15 protein-coding genes are annotated in these 15,710 nt (G+C 63.2%); 13 read left to right on the forward strand and 2 right to left on the reverse strand.

The features are described 5' to 3' along the window. Window positions 1-538: 538 nt before the first annotated feature. Window positions 539-1,672: a hypothetical protein gene (locus AC1AYX_RS02895; RefSeq protein WP_476502099.1), complete on the forward strand. Its 1,134-nt coding sequence runs from the start codon at window positions 539-541 to the stop codon at window positions 1,670-1,672. A 53-nt stretch (window positions 1,673-1,725) separates the two neighbouring features. Here AC1AYX_RS02895 and AC1AYX_RS02900 read toward each other — a convergent pair whose 3' ends face one another. Further along, complete coding sequence (locus AC1AYX_RS02900) at window positions 1,726-1,962, reverse strand: recombinase family protein (protein WP_476502100.1); 237 nt, start codon at window positions 1,960-1,962, stop codon at window positions 1,726-1,728. A 1,318-nt stretch (window positions 1,963-3,280) separates the two neighbouring features. Here AC1AYX_RS02900 and argH point away from each other — a divergent pair. From argH to AC1AYX_RS02960, 12 genes are all read left to right on the forward strand, one after another. Continuing rightward, window positions 3,281-4,753: an argininosuccinate lyase gene (argH, locus tag AC1AYX_RS02905; RefSeq protein WP_476502101.1), complete on the forward strand. Its 1,473-nt coding sequence runs from the start codon at window positions 3,281-3,283 to the stop codon at window positions 4,751-4,753. A gap of 483 nt (window positions 4,754-5,236) precedes the next feature. Further along, the gene (gene thiS, locus AC1AYX_RS02910) at window positions 5,237-5,431 is read left to right on the forward strand and encodes a sulfur carrier protein ThiS (protein ID WP_476502102.1); all 195 of its coding nucleotides are present in this window, start codon (window positions 5,237-5,239) and stop codon (window positions 5,429-5,431) included. A 138-nt stretch (window positions 5,432-5,569) separates the two neighbouring features. Further along, on the forward strand, window positions 5,570-6,439 hold the full coding sequence (locus tag AC1AYX_RS02915; RefSeq protein ID WP_101621613.1) for a thiazole synthase: 870 nt from the start codon (window positions 5,570-5,572) through the stop codon (window positions 6,437-6,439). 111 nt (window positions 6,440-6,550) lie between these two features. Beyond that, window positions 6,551-7,360 carry a thiazole biosynthesis adenylyltransferase ThiF gene (gene thiF / locus AC1AYX_RS02920; protein ID WP_476502103.1) on the forward strand — a complete coding sequence of 270 codons (810 nt, stop codon included), beginning with the start codon at window positions 6,551-6,553 and terminating at the stop codon, window positions 7,358-7,360. Window positions 7,361-7,377: 17 nt separating this feature from the next. Next, window positions 7,378-7,761, forward strand: coding sequence for a rhodanese-like domain-containing protein (locus AC1AYX_RS02925; RefSeq protein ID WP_476502104.1), 384 nt, complete (start codon window positions 7,378-7,380; stop codon window positions 7,759-7,761). A 141-nt stretch (window positions 7,762-7,902) separates the two neighbouring features. After that, window positions 7,903-8,421, forward strand: coding sequence for an HD domain-containing protein (locus AC1AYX_RS02930; protein WP_476502105.1), 519 nt, complete (start codon window positions 7,903-7,905; stop codon window positions 8,419-8,421). Window positions 8,422-8,423: 2 nt separating this feature from the next. Further along, a complete protein-coding gene (locus tag AC1AYX_RS02935; RefSeq protein ID WP_476502200.1) occupies window positions 8,424-9,320 on the forward strand; it encodes a putative ABC transporter permease in 897 nt (298 codons plus the stop codon). A 161-nt stretch (window positions 9,321-9,481) separates the two neighbouring features. Further along, window positions 9,482-10,804, forward strand: coding sequence for a tyrosine--tRNA ligase (gene tyrS, locus AC1AYX_RS02940; protein WP_476502106.1), 1,323 nt, complete (start codon window positions 9,482-9,484; stop codon window positions 10,802-10,804). A 70-nt stretch (window positions 10,805-10,874) separates the two neighbouring features. Then, window positions 10,875-12,929, forward strand: a complete 2,055-nt coding sequence (locus AC1AYX_RS02945) for a tetratricopeptide repeat protein (protein WP_476502107.1) — start codon at window positions 10,875-10,877, stop codon at window positions 12,927-12,929. Between the two features lie 8 nt (window positions 12,930-12,937). Beyond that, window positions 12,938-13,978: an HAD-IIA family hydrolase gene (locus AC1AYX_RS02950; protein WP_476502201.1), complete on the forward strand. Its 1,041-nt coding sequence runs from the start codon at window positions 12,938-12,940 to the stop codon at window positions 13,976-13,978. Then, window positions 13,975-14,151, forward strand: a complete 177-nt coding sequence (locus AC1AYX_RS02955) for a hypothetical protein (protein WP_476502108.1) — start codon at window positions 13,975-13,977, stop codon at window positions 14,149-14,151. Before AC1AYX_RS02950 ends, AC1AYX_RS02955 begins: the two co-directional genes overlap by 4 nt. A gap of 50 nt (window positions 14,152-14,201) precedes the next feature. Next, entirely contained in the window at window positions 14,202-14,996 is a 795-nt protein-coding gene (locus AC1AYX_RS02960) for a TlyA family RNA methyltransferase (RefSeq protein ID WP_476502109.1), read from the forward strand. Window positions 14,997-15,002: 6 nt separating this feature from the next. Here AC1AYX_RS02960 and AC1AYX_RS02965 read toward each other — a convergent pair whose 3' ends face one another. After that, window positions 15,003-15,665, reverse strand: coding sequence for a potassium channel family protein (locus AC1AYX_RS02965; protein WP_476502110.1), 663 nt, complete (start codon window positions 15,663-15,665; stop codon window positions 15,003-15,005). Between the last annotated feature and the right edge of the window lie 45 nt (window positions 15,666-15,710).

The raw sequence follows: 15,710 nt of genomic DNA on the forward strand, positions 1-15,710 counted from the left end.
CGATGTGCGGATGTGACGGCTTGGCTTCATACTCTAGTTTCTTTTGGGATGGTGATATTCGCTCAGCCGGTGTGATGTCCGCCGATGCTTGCTGGCGGAGGCGGTGGGGGCGTTGCTTAGTTGCTTCCTGCTGGATGTCCGCGTGTGCTTAACGGGCATATCGGAAGGGTTGGGGTTATCCATGAAGTCAGCCTCATGAAGAACCTCAAACTTGGTTGCTGTCACATCGTCAAAGCAGGTTTCGAGGTCACCTTTTCCAGTGCTCATATCGATATCAATTACATGCGTGAGTAGATCTCTTTGGAACACCCCCTGTCCTTCTTCGACACCTTCGTGTACTCGTTCCTGAACATCAGGGTGATCTGCCGCTTCGTCACCCTACCAATCCTGTCTTCCGTAAGACAAGCCGAACAGGACCGATACCGTTCGTGCTCATTCCCAATGAGGCATCATTGCACATTAAGCACTCAAAAAACGTGAGGCACGTCGCGGGATGCGGCATATGGACAGCATGTATAAAATATGCAGTATGTATACAATGAACTACTATCGTCTTAGTCTTACGGATATTCAAGATGGATCTCTGCTGTCAAGAGATGAAATAATCGCACGTAAGAAGTTATTGCATGGACAAGATGTCTCTCTGATCTCAAAATGCTTAATTTGTAATCGACAATTCAGAGGAAGGAAACCTGTTAGTATTTGCACGTCTCATTCAATCCCTCAATTCATCCTTAAATCGTTAGGAGGTAAATATAAAAACATAAATTCATTTATTAAGTCGCCTACCGAAAAAGAAATCGTAGGTCTTAGGCAAGCTGGAACCTTTAGGCTTCTATGTACTAAATGCGATAGTAAGAACTTCCAAGAATATGAAAACCCTGGTATTTATTCGGAATCGTTTACAAAGAATGAGAATATTCAATTAATTCTTGATGAAATAGCTATGAAAAATTATCTATATGGTTTATATGATCATCTTAAAGCAAGGTCTGCATATCAGCGAATCTTAAATCTTGGGATAGATGATAAATATAAGAACATGTCAGGACAAATGGCGGTAGAAGAGATTAATATCAAAGACAATAGGAAAGGATTTAAGGAGGCGAAAAATAACTATAAAATACTGAAAAATGGAGGGGAGGTGGTTCCTTATAAAGTTGGGTTTTATCACATTTTTCATAGATTTTTCCCGATTGCAACACAGGGTAGTTTAGTGCTGTCTGCCGACTGTTGGAATAACTTCATCAATAATACTTTTGACCTTACAGTGCCAATGGAGGTAATGCACTCATGTTTCTTTCCAATCAAAGATGAAAAGGGAAACGAAAGAACAGTTGTTCTTGCATTTTCTCGAAAAGATTCGAACTCATTGGATTCAACATATCGTGGATTAAATTCCGTATCTCCTGATTTAGCGGCAAAAGCTCTTATTGCTATGACCATTGCCTCTTCGGGGAATTTTTACATTCGCGAAGATATTGCCGATACTCTTTCTCAAAACGAATATCTTAAACAACTTAGCGGTGACGTTGGTGGCGTTATTGTGAAAGCAAACTTTCCGGCAAATAGAGAAGAAGTGAGAAAAAATATTATTGACAATAATATATCCACCACGGCGCCACTATTAGTCAAATACAAATCTATCCCTGACGTACTTATCGGACTTTAAAGGGCTTAGCTGGACAGATTGCGATATATTGTCGTCTTTCCGATCCTTCGACATTACCGCGATTTGGTTAACGGTGACAGTCGTGGAATCGTAAAGGTGACGAATCTCAGTCCCTGCTTGGCGTCCAGCCTCGGGAGGATGTCCGCCTTTGCGGCCACGTGCGCGCGGCCTCGACTGGCGTTGGTGCGCCTTCGCATGAGGTCACGCTCGGATTGAGCAAGGGGCGCAAGGCTGTTGAATACGAGGGTACCGCCGGGCGTGGTGGTGTCGATAGTTTCGTTGGTACTCATGATCCGTCCCCATACTCTGGAACCGGTTCATGGGCTCGATGAGGTTTTGCGCGCTGCGCTCTAGACGGTCGAGGCATCATGCGGCGACCACATCGTCTTTCCAGCATGGCGAGTTTCCCGGGTCTCTCCCGCGGACATGATGAATATAATGCGGTTTATAGAATCGTAATTTACCGAATTATCATTCTATAGATTGTCGGGTGCATGGGTAAGTGATTCATGCCTTACGTGGCTGTTTAAAGGTAGGGTCGATTTTCTCCAGGGCTTATGCAAGGAGTAGTTTGGTATACTGGTGGATACAGGGATTCTTGCCATGGTTGCTTTCTCCCCGCGGCGACAACTTCATAAATCGTTTATAAAGTTTTGTTCTTGGTGCTCTGGTCTATTCCCAAGGTGCGGACGATATGCACGTCTGTTAGGGAACAGCATCAGTTGGGTAAGTGCGATGTGATTTATTTTCTGATTGTCCGGGGAGTCAAAAAGGATTTCGTACATGGTGATGAGGAAGTTGGAATGCCTACCGTCTGGTCTACAAACAAGCCCAACGTGTATTTGACCAGCTTCTGTTTCGGGTATAGACAAAACGGTACTTTCGATTTTGATTATCTGGTTCACGTCTTGAGATTAACCTGCGTGCGTGGTTGACTAACCTTGCTAGCTCAAGGCATCTGGCGTTTCAACATTTTTATATTCCAAGAATAAAATAATGGATTTGTCTGCCTAGGAATCGTGCATAACGCTAACAACGTGTTATCGGTTGGTTTTTCACGCGGCTTGATTCTCACGGTATTCTTGCATCAGTGCAAGTTGGAATTGCAGAAGAAAGCTGAGCAGTCCATGCTTGATAAGATGTTCGTCCGAGGAACGGAGGATTCGAGGATTGTAAACGTGCAATGGAAGCGGCCATTCACTCCGGCGAAATGGGAAGCGCACACGTTTCGGCAGAATTCCGTAGCGACGCCAAGGAGTATGTCGAAGGTGGCTTCTCCATCGAGGAATTTATGAATCGGACGAGATGCCGTTGGCAAACCCGGAAGTCGGAAGGGAAGACAGCCTATGCCTGATATGCCATTCGTGGGCGCGTATATCAAACCGGGGACGGGCATCTTGGGGAATGTGGTCGGAGCCAACACATACAACGAATTGCGCAACGCTGCAAGGAATCGTTTGGGGACGACGGAGACACGGACGACGAACCGTACTCCGGCCCCGGCGATGTAGTCCGACGCTGATAGGCTGGCGGACAGCCGCGGAACGCGCGTGTGCGTGGATCCGCAATCATCCGAGCAGCATCCATGAACCCTTGAAGGAGACCTGCATGGCCGAAAACACCGAACACCTCGCCCTGTGGGGCGGCCGCTTCACCTCCGGACCGTCCGCCGCGCTCGCCCGCCTGTCCAAGTCCACCCAGTTCGACTGGCGACTCGCCGACGACGACATCGCCGGCTCCCGCGCCCACGCGCGCGCCCTCGGCCGCGCCGGACTCCTCACCGACGACGAGCTCAAGCGCATGGAGGACGCGCTCGACACGCTCCAGCGCCACGTGGACGACGGCAGCTTCGCGCCCATCGAGGACGACGAGGACGAGGCCACCGCGCTCGAGCGCGGCCTCATCGACATCGCCGGCGACGAGCTCGGCGGCAAACTGCGCGCCGGCCGCTCCCGCAACGACCAGATCGCCTGCCTCATCCGCATGTGGCTGCGCCGCCACGCGCGCGTCATCGCCGAGCTCCTCATCGAACTCGTGAACGCGCTCATCGCCCAGAGCGAGAAGGCCGGCCGCACCGTCATGCCCGGCCGCACCCACATGCAGCACGCCCAGCCCGTGCTGCTCGCCCACCAGCTCATGGCCCACGCCTGGCCGCTGCTGCGCGACATCGAACGCCTCATCGACTGGGACAAGCGCATCAACGCCTCCCCGTACGGTTCCGGCGCGCTCGCCGGCAACACGCTCGGCCTCGACCCGGAGGCCGTCGCCCGCGAACTCGGCTTCTCCCGCGTGACCGACAACTCGATTGACGGCACCGCCTCGCGCGACCTCGTCGCCGAATTCGCGTTCGTCGCCGCCATGACCGGCGTCGACATCTCGCGCCTTTCCGAGGAAATCATCATCTGGAACACGCAGGAGTTCGCGTTCGTCAAGCTCGACGACGCCTACTCCACCGGCTCCTCGATCATGCCGCAGAAGAAGAACCCGGACATCGCCGAGCTGGCGCGCGGCAAGTCCGGCCGCCTCATCGGCGACCTGACCGGCCTGCTCGCCACCCTCAAGGGCCTGCCCACCGCGTACGCGCGCGACCTGCAGGAGGACAAGGAAGCCGTGTTCGACCAGGTCGACACGCTCGAGGTGCTGCTGCCCGCGTTCACCGGCATGATCCGGACCATGCGCTTCGACGCGGAACGCCTCGAAGCCGAAGCCCCCACCGGTTTCGCGCTCGCCACCGACATCGCCGAATGGCTCGTCAAGAACGGCGTGCCGTTCCGCCACGCGCACGAGCTCTCCGGCGCGTGCGTGAAGATCGCCGAAGGCCGCGGCCAGGAGCTGTGGGACCTGACCGACGAGGACTTCAAGTCCACGTTCGCCGCGTTCCTGCCGGCCGAGAAGGCCCCGGGCGTGCGCGAGGTACTCTCCAGCCACGGCTCCGTCGACTCCCGCAACGGCAAGGGCGGCACCGCCTACGGCCGCGTGCGCGAGCAGATCGTCGACGCCAAGCGCGAGGTCGAGGAGCTCAAGGTCTTCGCCGACTCCACGTCCGACGGCCCGTCGTACAAGGCCCCCGGCACGTTCTAAAGCACGTCGTCGCTCCCGCTGGCGGGAGCTGGACCGCGTAGCGGGACTGAGGGTGGTTCGGGGCCGGACTCCTGACCACCCTCAGTCGTCTTCGACGACAGCTCCCGCCAGCGGGAACGGGGAAGGAGGGGCTTCGGCCGATTGCTGTCAGTGGGAGCGGGGGAGGATGTCATCGTCGACATCTACACTGGGCTTCAGCACGAACGGGAGCCGCAAGGCTGAGAGGAAGCGCCAGCTTCGACCGGGGAACTTGACGCGGGTCATGCCGCCGTAAGGAATCGTCTTCTTTCGCCAAGGCCTCGGGAGCCTCGAACGTCCCAACGCCCTCGTTCGCACCAGATAACCAAGCCGTGTGGCCGGGCATCCGCGCCGCATGGTCGCATGACCGGGTTCATGAATGGGCGCACCACTTAGGGTACGGTTCCTTTCGTGCACCCTTTTTTGATATCCGGACCGAGAATCCGGAAGGGAGAACGAGGACTTATGCAGGTCAACGGAGAGCAGGTCACGCTCGACGCGCCCGTCAGCGTCGCCGAGTATCTCGAAGCACACGGCTTCAGGGCCGAACGTGTCGCCATCGAGCTCAACGGCGAGATCATCCCGCGTGACAAGCGCGGCGAGGCGATGCTCGACGACCAGAGCGTCATGGAGATCGTCCAGTTCGTCCAGGGCGGCTGAGACGTGAAGGGGCTGGTCCGCATGACCACCCTCAGTCCGCTTCGCGGACAGCTCCCGCCAGCGGGAGCGGGAAGGAACCTCGGTCCCGGTCCCGCCAGCGGGAGCACAATAGACATCAACCCAAGGAAGGGGAATATCATGAGCAACATCAATCCGGTCACCGAAGCGTCCGTCGAGGCGACGCCGCTGCCGCCGCAGCCCTCGGTCGTCAACCCGGTCGGCACCGCCGCGCCGATCCTGCCCGTCGAAGACAAGCCGCTGAACCTCGGCGGGCACGAGTTCCACTCGCGCTTCATCCTCGGCTCCGGTCGCTACGACCTGAACCTCATCAAGGCGACCGTCGAACATGCGGGCACCGAGATCGTCACGATGGCGCTGCGCCGCGCCACCACCACCGAGAACAGCGTGCTCGACTACATCCCCGAAGGCATCACGCTGCTGCCGAACACGTCCGGCGCGCGCAACGCCGAGGAGGCCGTGCGCATCGCCCGCCTCGCGCGCGAGGTGTGCCACACCGACTTCGTGAAGGTGGAGATCGAGCACGAGACCAAGTACCTCCTGCCGGACAACGCCGAGACCATCCGTGCCACCGAGATGCTGGCCAAGGAGGGCTTCGTCGTCATGCCGTACATGTTCCCCGACCCGATCGCCGCACGCCAGCTCGAGGAGGCGGGCGCGGCCGCCGTCATGCCGCTCGGCTCGCTCATCGGCTCCAACATGGGCCTGCGCATGCGCGACTTCATCAAGATCATCATCGCCAACGCGAACGTGCCGGTCATCATCGACGCGGGCATCGGCCGGCCCAGCCAGGCCGCCGACGCGATGGAGATGGGCGCGGATGCGGTCATGGCGTACACGGCCGTCGCCTCCGCCGGCAACATCCCGCTCATGGCCGAGGCGTTCAAGCACGCCATCGACGCGGGGCGCGCCGCCTACCTCGCCGGACTCGGCAAGGTGACGGAGGGACAGGCTGTGCCGTCCAGCCCGACCACGGGGTACCTGCACTGAGACTACCCCTCAGTCCGCTACGCGGACAGCTCCCCTGACAAGGGGAGCCGGAGTGAGGGCCCATCGGACGGGTGGCTCGCAGACAAGGGGAGCCGAGAATGAAGGAGAGTAATGGCGTTTTCGGATGAACAGCTTGAACGGTATTCGCGGCATCTGATCCTCAAGGGATTGGGAGTCAAGGGGCAGAAGCGGCTGCTGGAGTCCAGCGTGCTCATCGTCGGCGCGGGCGGGCTCGGCTCGCCGGCCGCCCTCTACCTCGCCGCCGCAGGCGTGGGCCGCATCGGCCTCGTCGACGGCGACGTCGTGGACCTGAGCAACCTGCAACGCCAGATCATCCACACCACCGCGTCCGTCGGCGAGCCGAAGGTCGAATCGGCGGCCAAGGCGATCCGCGCGCTCAACCCGGACGTCACCGTCGAGACGCACCACACGCTCGTCGACGCCGGCAATGTCGCGGACCTCATCGCCCCATACGATCTGGTCATCGACGCGACCGACAACTTCTCCGCGAAGTTCCTCGTCAACGACGCGTGCGTGCTCGCCGGCAAGCCGTTCATCCACGCGGGCGTCGTCGGATTCGCCGGACAGGTGATGGACGTCGTGCCGGGCGCGGGCCCCTGCTATCGCTGCATCTTCCGTGACATGCCCGCGGCCGGCGAGATCCCCACCTGCCGCGAGGCGGGCGTGCTCGGCGCGGTCGTCGGCGTGATCGGCAGTCTCGAGGCGACGGAGGCGGTCAAACTGATCGCCGGCGTGGGCGAGCCGCTCGTCGCGCGCATGCTCACCGTCGACGCGCTCACGATGAACATCCGCCGTGTGCCGCTGCCCAAACGCGTGCCCGATTGCCCGGTGTGCGGCGAACATCCGACCATCACCGCGCTCGACCCGGACCGCTACATCCAACCCGCCTGCGCCATCTGACAGAGAGAAGGGAACCAATGCCCATCGCATGGCATGCCGATAGCGACGCCGCCGACGCGGCCATGACCGCGCCCGACACCGCTGAATCCGCGATCCGCCGCATCACGCCGGCCGAATTCGCCGCACTCGACAAGCGGAACGTCACGCTGCTCGACCTGCGCGAGCCGGCCGACGTGGCCGCGCATCCGATCGAAGGCGCGATCAACGCGCCGCTCGACCCGCTCGCTCAGGTCCTCAAGACCGTGCCGGTCGGGCGCACCGTCGTCGTCTTCTGCGCGGAAGGCTGGTGGAGCGAGGAGGTCGCCGAGATCCTCGCCGACCGCGGCTACGACGTGGCGAGCCTCGAAGGCGGGTTCCGCGCCTACCGCGCGTACCTGGACCGACAGACGCAAGGGGAATGACCACAACCGGCGGTCCGCCGGAACGTCGGTCCCGCCCGTCTGCAATCGCCTTGTGAATCATCCCCGCGGACGAGCGCACCCGACACATCCCCTTCGTACAATCGGCACCGAACGGAAACCGATTGATAGGGGATCGACATCGTGGGACGTCTGCTCACCCGAACGCAGATACGGCGGATCGTCGCCGAAAACGGGCGCGAAGTGCTCGCGCACCCGAACATGCAGCGCGAACGCGCGAACTACCAGCACGGCAACGTGTCGACGTTCGCGCACTCCATCCGCGTGGCGTGCCTCGCCGTCTGGCTCGCCGACCGCGCGCACCTGTGGGACCGCGTCGACCTCAAGTCGCTCGTGCGCGCCGCGCTCCTGCACGACTACTTCCTCTACGACTGGCATGACTGGGACGGCGGCGCGCACCGGCTGCACGGGTTCACGCACGGCAACGCCGCGCTGCTCAACGCGATGCGCGACTTCCGTCTCAACGCGATCGAACGCGATTCGATCTCCTGCCACATGTTCCCGATGACACCCACCGCGCCCAGCTACGTGGAGGGGTGGCTCGTCACCGCCGCCGACAAGCTGTCCGCCACGCGCGAGACGTTCTCGCTCGACCGGTTCAACAAAGGCAAGGACGGCAAGGACGAGGAGCGCGCGCGATGACGATGCTCTTCCTCGAATACCTGTTCCTGTGGTACCTGTTCTACAGCTTCTGCGGCTGGGTGTACGAGTCCGTCCTCGTCTCCGTGCAGCAGCGCCGCCCCGTCAACCGTGGCTTCCTCAACGGCCCGCTGTGCCCGATCTACGGCACGGGCGCGGTGCTCGCCATCGTCGTGTTCGGCGGCCAGCGCGATCCGGTGGTCGTGTTCCTCGTCTCCTCGGTGGGCGCATGCATCCTCGAATACTTCACCTCCTGGGCGATGGAGGAGCTGTTCCACGCCCGTTGGTGGGACTACTCGCATTTCCGTTTCAACCTCAACGGCCGCATCTGCCTGCTCGGCGCGATCGTGTTCGGCATCGGCGGCGTCGCCATCGTCGACGTCGTCCAGCCGCAGGTGGCGCGCGTCACGGCGATGATCCCGCTGGTCCTGATCCACGTGATGTGCGCCGTGTTTCTCGTCGCCATCACCGTCGACGCGGTGGTCACCGTGATCGGCATCGTCGACTTCGAGAAGAGCCTCGAACAGTTCCAGACGGCCGTCGCCAAGTACGGCGACGCGTTCGGCGAGGTGTGCGAGAAGGTCGGCGGTGCGATGGGCGAGGCGACCGGCCGCGCCGCCGAGCTCGCCGCGGGCGTCGCCGCCGGCGCGAACGAGCGTCTCGGCGGCGTGCCCGGCAAGGTGGGCGAGACGATCGGCGAGAAGGTCGGCGGCACCTGGCATTCCGGCAAGGAGATGTCCACCGAGCTGACGCTGCGCATCCGCGAGACCGCCGGCAAGGCCTTCAACCGCCAGCAGCGCCGTATGATCGTCTCCTTCCCGCGCCTCAAGGCGACGCGCAACGACGAGGCCCTCCAGCAGCTGCGCGAGGCGTTCGAGAAGCTGCGCCGCAATGGCCGGTGATGACGTGCGTCACGGCGCACATCGCGGCGCATGCTGCGTCGCGGGCGATGCCGCATGCGTGCCGCGCGGCACTGTCGCCGCGGCATGCGAGACTGGTAGGCGCTCGGAATCCGGGCGCATCCAAGACAATACCCACAATTCGATAGGGAGAGCGACCAGTTATGGCTCACGTCATCGACTTCAAAGAAGCGGGGTTCGACACCCTGCTCGATGAGCTGGAATGGCGCGGGTTGATCTCGCAGTCCACGGACCGCGATCGACTCGCAGAAGCGTTGAACGGGGAGCCGATCGCCTATTATTGCGGCTTCGACCCGACGGCCGCCTCCCTGCACATCGGCAACCTCGTCCAGCTCATCAACATGCGCCACCTCCAGGCGGCGGGACACCACCCGATCGCCCTCGTCGGCGGCGCCACGGGTCTGATCGGCGACCCGCGTCAGTCGGGCGAGCGCACGCTCAACCCGAAGGACGTGGTGGCCGGCTGGGCCGAACGCCTGAAGAAGCAGATCGGCGGCATCCTCGTCACCGACGGCGACAACCCGGTGCGTTTCGTCTCCAACTACGACTGGACCGCGCAGATGAGCGTCATCGACTTCCTGCGCGACGTCGGCAAGAACTTCCGCCTCGGCACGATGCTCGCCAAGGACACGGTCGCCCGCCGTCTCAACTCGGAGGAGGGCATCTCCTTCACCGAGTTCAGCTACCAGGTGCTGCAGGGCAACGACTTCCTCCACCTGTACGACGAATACCACTGCACGCTCGAGCTCGGCGGCTCCGACCAGTGGGGCAACCTCACCTCCGGCCTCGACCTCATCCACAAGGTGCGCGGCGTGGACGTCAACGTGTTCACCAGTCCGATCATCACCGACGCGTCCGGCAAGAAGTTCGGCAAGTCCGAGGGCAACGCCGTCTGGCTCGACCCGACGATGCTCTCGCCGTACAAGTTCTACCAGTTCTGGATCAACCGTCCGGACGTGGAGATGGAGAGCCTGCTGAAGGCGTTCACGTTCCTGCCGAAGGCGGAGATCGAGCGTCTCGTCGAGGAGTCGAAGACCAATCCGGGCCGTCGCGAGGCGCAGAAGGCGCTCGCCTGGGAGGTCACCAGCTTCGTGCACGGCGAGGCCGCCACGCAGGCCGCGATCGACGCCTCCGCCGCCCTGTTCGGCCGCGGCGGCGACCTCAAGGACATCGACGCGGAGACGCTCGAATCGGTGCTCGACGGCTTCAAGGTCGTCGACGAGAACGGCGGGCACGTGTTCCCGTCCGTCGAGGCGGGCGTGCGCGTGATCGACGCCGCGCAGGCCGCCGGTCTGTTCAAGACCGTCTCCGAGGCGCGCCGCGCCATCAAGTCCGGCGGCGTGTACCTCAACAACGCGCGCGTGGAGAGCGACGAGGCGACGCTCGGCGAAGACGACTTCCTGCAGGGCCGTTTCGCGCTGATCCGCCGCGGCAAGAAGGCGCTCGGCGCCGTCGAGAAGCGCTGAACCGGCGCGCGTCCGTTCGCGCATACGCGCATCATCCAAGACTTTCGTAGTAGAGAAAGGCATACACAACATGGCAGAAGGCAACGAGCGTTCCGGCAAGTCGTTCGGCGGCCGCAAGGGCGGCTACGGCCACGGTTCCGGCCGTCCCGGCTCCCGCGGCGGCAACGGCTTCAAGCCGCGCGGCAAGGGCGGCTTCCATAAGGGCGGTTTCCGCAAGGACGGCGAGCGCGGCGGCTTCCGCCGCGACGGCGAGGGCCGTGACGGCGAGCGTCGCGGCGGCTACCGCAAGGATTTCCACAAGGATGGTTTCCGCAAGGACTTCCATCGTGATGGCGATCGTGATTTCCGTCGTGACGGCGATGGCGAGCGTCGTGACTTCCACAAGGGCCCGCGTCAGGGCGGCGACCGTGACTTCCGCCGTGACGGCGAGCGTCGCGGCTACGGCAAGTCCGGCGGCTTCCATAAGGGCGGTTTCCGCAAGGACGGCGAACGCGGCGGCTTCCGTCGTGACGACGATCGCCGCGGCGGGTTCCGCAAGGACTTCCATCGTGACGGCGATCGTGATTTCCGTCGCGACGGCGATGGCGAGCGTCGTGACTTCCACAAGGGCCCGCGTCAGGGCGGCGACCGCGACTTCCGCCGTGACGGCGGTTCCCGCGGCAACGGCGGCTTCCGTCGCGATGACCGCCGTGATTTCCACCGTGACGATCGTCGCGGCGGCAAGGGCGGGTTCCGCAAGGACTTCCATCGTGACGGCGATCGTGATTTCCGTCGCGATGACCGTCGTGACGGCGAGCGTCAGGGCTTCCGCAAGGACTTCCACAAGGACGATCGCCGTGATTTCCATCGTGACGACCGCCGCGATGACCGTCGTGACTTCCGTCGTGACGGCGACCGCGACTTCCGTCGCGACGACCGCCGGGACAACCGCGGCGACCATGGCGGCAACCCGCGCTACCAGCGCGACGACTCCCGTCGCTTCGACGACCGTCGCGAGGGCGCTGCGCGCCGCAACGGCGAAGGCGCGGTGAGCTTCCCCTCGCAGAACCCGTACACCGACCGTCGTCCGAACGAGCCCCGCATGCCGAAGGGCATGGTGTGGGGCATGCTCTCCAAGGACGAGAAGGAGCGTCTGCGCGGCCTGTCCAAGGAGCACGCCGAGAACATCGGCCTGCACATCCTCGCCGCGTACACGTTGCTCGACGACGACCCGCAGGCCGCGCTCGAGCACGCCCAGTGGGTCGCCAAGCAGGCCTCCCGCATCGACTTCGCGCGTGAGACGCTCGCGTTCGTCGCCTACCGCAAGGGCGACTACAAGCTCGCGCTCAAGGAGTTCCGCACCGCGTACCGCATGAACGGCTACCTCGACTACCTGCCGTTCATGGCCGACTGCGAGCGTGGCCTCGGCAACCCGAAGAAGGCCATCGAGATGGCCGTCTCCGACGACGCCAAGTACCTGAAGGGCGAGTCCAAGGCCGAGATGTTCCTCGTGTACGCCGGCGCGCTCGGCGATCTGGAGCATTGGGACAAGGCCATCGAGATCGTGCACACGCTCGGCCGTTCCAAGGGTCTGGCCGGCAGCTACCGCATGCGCGCCCTGCAGGCCGAGCAGCTGTTCCTCGAGGAGGCCGGCCGTTCCGACGAGGCCATCGCCCTCGACCAGGTCATCGAGAAGCTGGAGAACCAGTACGCCGACTTCGACGAGGACGAGGAGAGCGACGACGTGATCATCGACCACGATCTCGAGCACCTCGACGATCCGGACGTGCTCGCCGAGCTCGGCATCTCCGAGGACGACGCCCAGTACGCGCCCGAGGACGAGACCGAAGAGTCCGACGAGGAATCCGAGGATGAGGACGCGGACGAGGATGCCGCCGAAGGCGAGTCCGAAGCCGAAGCCCACGCCGAGGAGGAGACCCAGGAGGATTCCGAGGAATCCGCCGACGGCGAGACCGCCGACACCGACGAGACGCAGGCCCCGGCCGAAGAGGCCGCCGAAGGCGCCGAATCCGACGACGAGCCGGAGGAGTCCGAGACCGAGGAACCTGCCGAGCAGTCCGAGGAATCCTCGGAAGAGGCTGCCGACGAGACCGCCTCCGACGAATCCGAGACGACCGAGGCGTGAGCAGACGCATGACGCGATTCCTCAAAGGCACCACGGCTCCGATCGCAGAAGCCTACAAGCTCGCGCTGCTCGACCTCGACGGCGTGGTCTACCGGGGCAAGAACCCGGTGGAGCACGCCGCGGCGTCCATCCGCGCCGCCGAGGCCGCCGGCATGACCATCGAATACACGACGAACAACTCGTCGCGTTTCCAGCACGTCGTCGCCGACCAGTTGAAGGGCTTCGATCTCGACGTCGAACCCTGGCAGGTCATCACCTCCTCGGTGGTGGCCGCCCGCATGGTCGCCAAGGCCGTGCCCGCCGGCTCCACCGTGCTCGTCGTCGGCGCGGAGCATCTGCGCGAGGAGGTCACGCGCGCCGGACTCGTCGTCACCGACGATCCGACCACCGAGCCCGCGGCCGTCATCCAAGGCTGGTTCCCGGAGATGACCTGGCAGATGATGGCGAACGCCGCGTTCGCCGTCGAAGCCGGCGCCACGTACTTCGTGACCAACCGCGATCTGACCATCCCGCGCGAGCTCGGCATCGCGCCCGGCTGCGGCTCGATGATCCGCGCGGTCATCGCCGCCACCGGCGTCGAACCGGTCGCCTCCGCGGGCAAACCCGAATCGTACATGTACGACGAGGCGCGTGAACTCAACGCGTCCGGCGGCCAGGCGCTCGTCCCGAAGGACGAGTCCATCGCCATCGGCGACCGGCTCGACACCGACATCGAGGCGGGCAACCGGGGCGGCTACGACTCCCTCGCCGTGCTGACCGGCGTCACGAACCCGCATGAGCTGATGCTCGCGCCCGCGTACCTGCGCCCCACCTACGTGGCGCCGGACCTGCGCGCGCTCGGCGAGACCATGCCCGAACCGTGCGACCACGGCGACGGACGGTGGACGTGCGGCGACGCCGAGGCCACGCTGGACGCGGCCGCCGGCACGCTCGCCGTCTCCGACGCGTCGAGCGTGGACGCGCTGCGCGCCGCGATTTGCGCGGCGTGGCAGGCCGCCGACGCCGGCATCGACATGACCGCGATCACGCTGCCGGAGTTCACGCTGTGAGCGACGGCGATACCGTGAACGGCGTCGCGAACGACGCCCCGGCCACGCCGCCCACCGGCGACATCGCCGACGTGCTGCCCGGCTTCGACCAGATGGACGACGACGGGCGCATCGCCGCGTTGCATGGCCTGCTCGACGAGCTGAAACGCGAACTCGACGCGATTGGCGACTGACACCGACTCACCACACCGGCGCACCAGCCATGGAACGGGAGGGAACGAGAATGACGAACGACGGCATCACCTCGTACGAGGCCGATGACGAGCCGATCGACATGCCCGACCGTCTCGACCTGTGGCTCGTCGCCGGGGGAGTGGTCGACTCGCGCTCCAAGGCGCAGCGGCTCATCAAAGGCGGGCATGTCACCGTCAACGGGAAGGTCGTGACCAAGCCCGCCTACGCGATCGGCGACGCCGCGCACACGCGCATCGTCGTCGACAAGGGCGACGACTACGTCTCGCGCGGCGCGTACAAGCTCGTCGGCGCGTTCGACGTGTTCTCCGCGCACGGACTGCCCGAGCCGGCGGACCTCGACTGCCTCGACATCGGCGCGTCCACCGGTGGGTTCACGCAGGTGCTGCTGCGCCGCGGCGCGCGACGGGTCGTCGCGCTCGACGTCGGCCACGGCCAGCTCGACCCGCGCGTCGCGAACGACCCGCATGTCATCGAGATGAGCGGCGTCAACATCCGCGACGTCACGGCCGACGGGCTGCCGTACGCCCCGGCGATGATCGTCTCCGACGTCTCCTTCATCTCCCTGACCTACGTGATTCCCGTGATCGCGCGGATCGCCGCGCCCGGCGCGCACATCGTGCTGCTCGTCAAACCCCAATTCGAAGTGGGGCGTGCGGGGCTCGACCGCCACGGCATCGTCGTCGACGCATCGTTGCGCGAGAAGGCGTTGGACGACGTGACCGCATGCGCACGCGAACACGGCCTGAAGGTCGTCGCCACCGCCCCGAGCCCCATCGAAGGCACCCACGGCAACGCCGAATACCTTCTCTATGCGCGCGCCTGAGGGCGATCAGCGGTTGCCGGCGTGGATGAAGCGGTCGATCTGGTCCTCCTTGCCCATGATGACCAGCTCGTCGTTGCGGTGCATGATGAGCTCCTTCGAACCGTACTGGAACTCCTTGCCCGGCGATTTGATGCCGACCACGGTGATGCCATAGCGCTCATGCACCTGCGCGTCCTCGATGGAATGGCCCACCGCGTGCGAGGGCGTATGGATCTTCACTACCGTGTGCGCGCCCTCGATCTCGATGTAGTCCAGATAGTTGCCGCTCACCAGATGTCCTACGCGCTTGCCCGCGTCCGTCTCCGCGTTGATGATGTGCCGCGCGCCGATGCGCTGCAGGATGCGCGCATGCTGCACGGACACCGACTTCGCCCACAGGTCGGTCACGCCCGCATCCAGCAGGTTGCCGGTCGTGATGACCGACGCCTCGACGCTGTCGCCGATGGCGACGACCGCCGTATCGAACTGGGAGGCGTCGATCTGCTCGATGGCGAGCACGTCGGTCATGTCCGCCTGGACGACCGGCACGTGCGCGGACCAGCGGGCCACCAGGTCGGGGTCCTTGTCGACGGCGAGCACGTCCTGGCCCATCGCGTCGAGGGTCATGGCCACGGCGCTGCCGAAACGGCCCAATCCCACGACCAGCACGCTCTTGCCTGATTTCGCCATTGCCTTGCAGTCCTTTCCGTGTGTTGCGAGATGTCGCGATAATGC

It is taken from the genome of Bifidobacterium sp. LH_419 (assembly GCF_056356955.1).

What these genes read in the sequence shown, in the direction of transcription:
- AC1AYX_RS02895 (WP_476502099.1), top strand. Translation starts at nt 539, where the DNA reads ATGAACTACTATCGTCTTAGTCTTACGGATATTCAAGATGGATCTCTG.
- AC1AYX_RS02900 (WP_476502100.1), bottom strand. Translation starts at nt 1,962, where the DNA reads ATGAGTACCAACGAAACTATCGACACCACCACGCCCGGCGGTACCCTC.
- argH (WP_476502101.1), top strand. Translation starts at nt 3,281, where the DNA reads ATGGCCGAAAACACCGAACACCTCGCCCTGTGGGGCGGCCGCTTCACC.
- thiS (WP_476502102.1), top strand. Translation starts at nt 5,237, where the DNA reads ATGCAGGTCAACGGAGAGCAGGTCACGCTCGACGCGCCCGTCAGCGTC.
- AC1AYX_RS02915 (WP_101621613.1), top strand. Translation starts at nt 5,570, where the DNA reads ATGAGCAACATCAATCCGGTCACCGAAGCGTCCGTCGAGGCGACGCCG.
- thiF (WP_476502103.1), top strand. Translation starts at nt 6,551, where the DNA reads ATGGCGTTTTCGGATGAACAGCTTGAACGGTATTCGCGGCATCTGATC.
- AC1AYX_RS02925 (WP_476502104.1), top strand. Translation starts at nt 7,378, where the DNA reads ATGCCCATCGCATGGCATGCCGATAGCGACGCCGCCGACGCGGCCATG.
- AC1AYX_RS02935 (WP_476502200.1), top strand. Translation starts at nt 8,424, where the DNA reads ATGCTCTTCCTCGAATACCTGTTCCTGTGGTACCTGTTCTACAGCTTC.
- tyrS (WP_476502106.1), top strand. Translation starts at nt 9,482, where the DNA reads ATGGCTCACGTCATCGACTTCAAAGAAGCGGGGTTCGACACCCTGCTC.
- AC1AYX_RS02945 (WP_476502107.1), top strand. Translation starts at nt 10,875, where the DNA reads ATGGCAGAAGGCAACGAGCGTTCCGGCAAGTCGTTCGGCGGCCGCAAG.
- AC1AYX_RS02950 (WP_476502201.1), top strand. Translation starts at nt 12,938, where the DNA reads ATGACGCGATTCCTCAAAGGCACCACGGCTCCGATCGCAGAAGCCTAC.
- AC1AYX_RS02960 (WP_476502109.1), top strand. Translation starts at nt 14,202, where the DNA reads ATGACGAACGACGGCATCACCTCGTACGAGGCCGATGACGAGCCGATC.
- AC1AYX_RS02965 (WP_476502110.1), bottom strand. Translation starts at nt 15,665, where the DNA reads ATGGCGAAATCAGGCAAGAGCGTGCTGGTCGTGGGATTGGGCCGTTTC.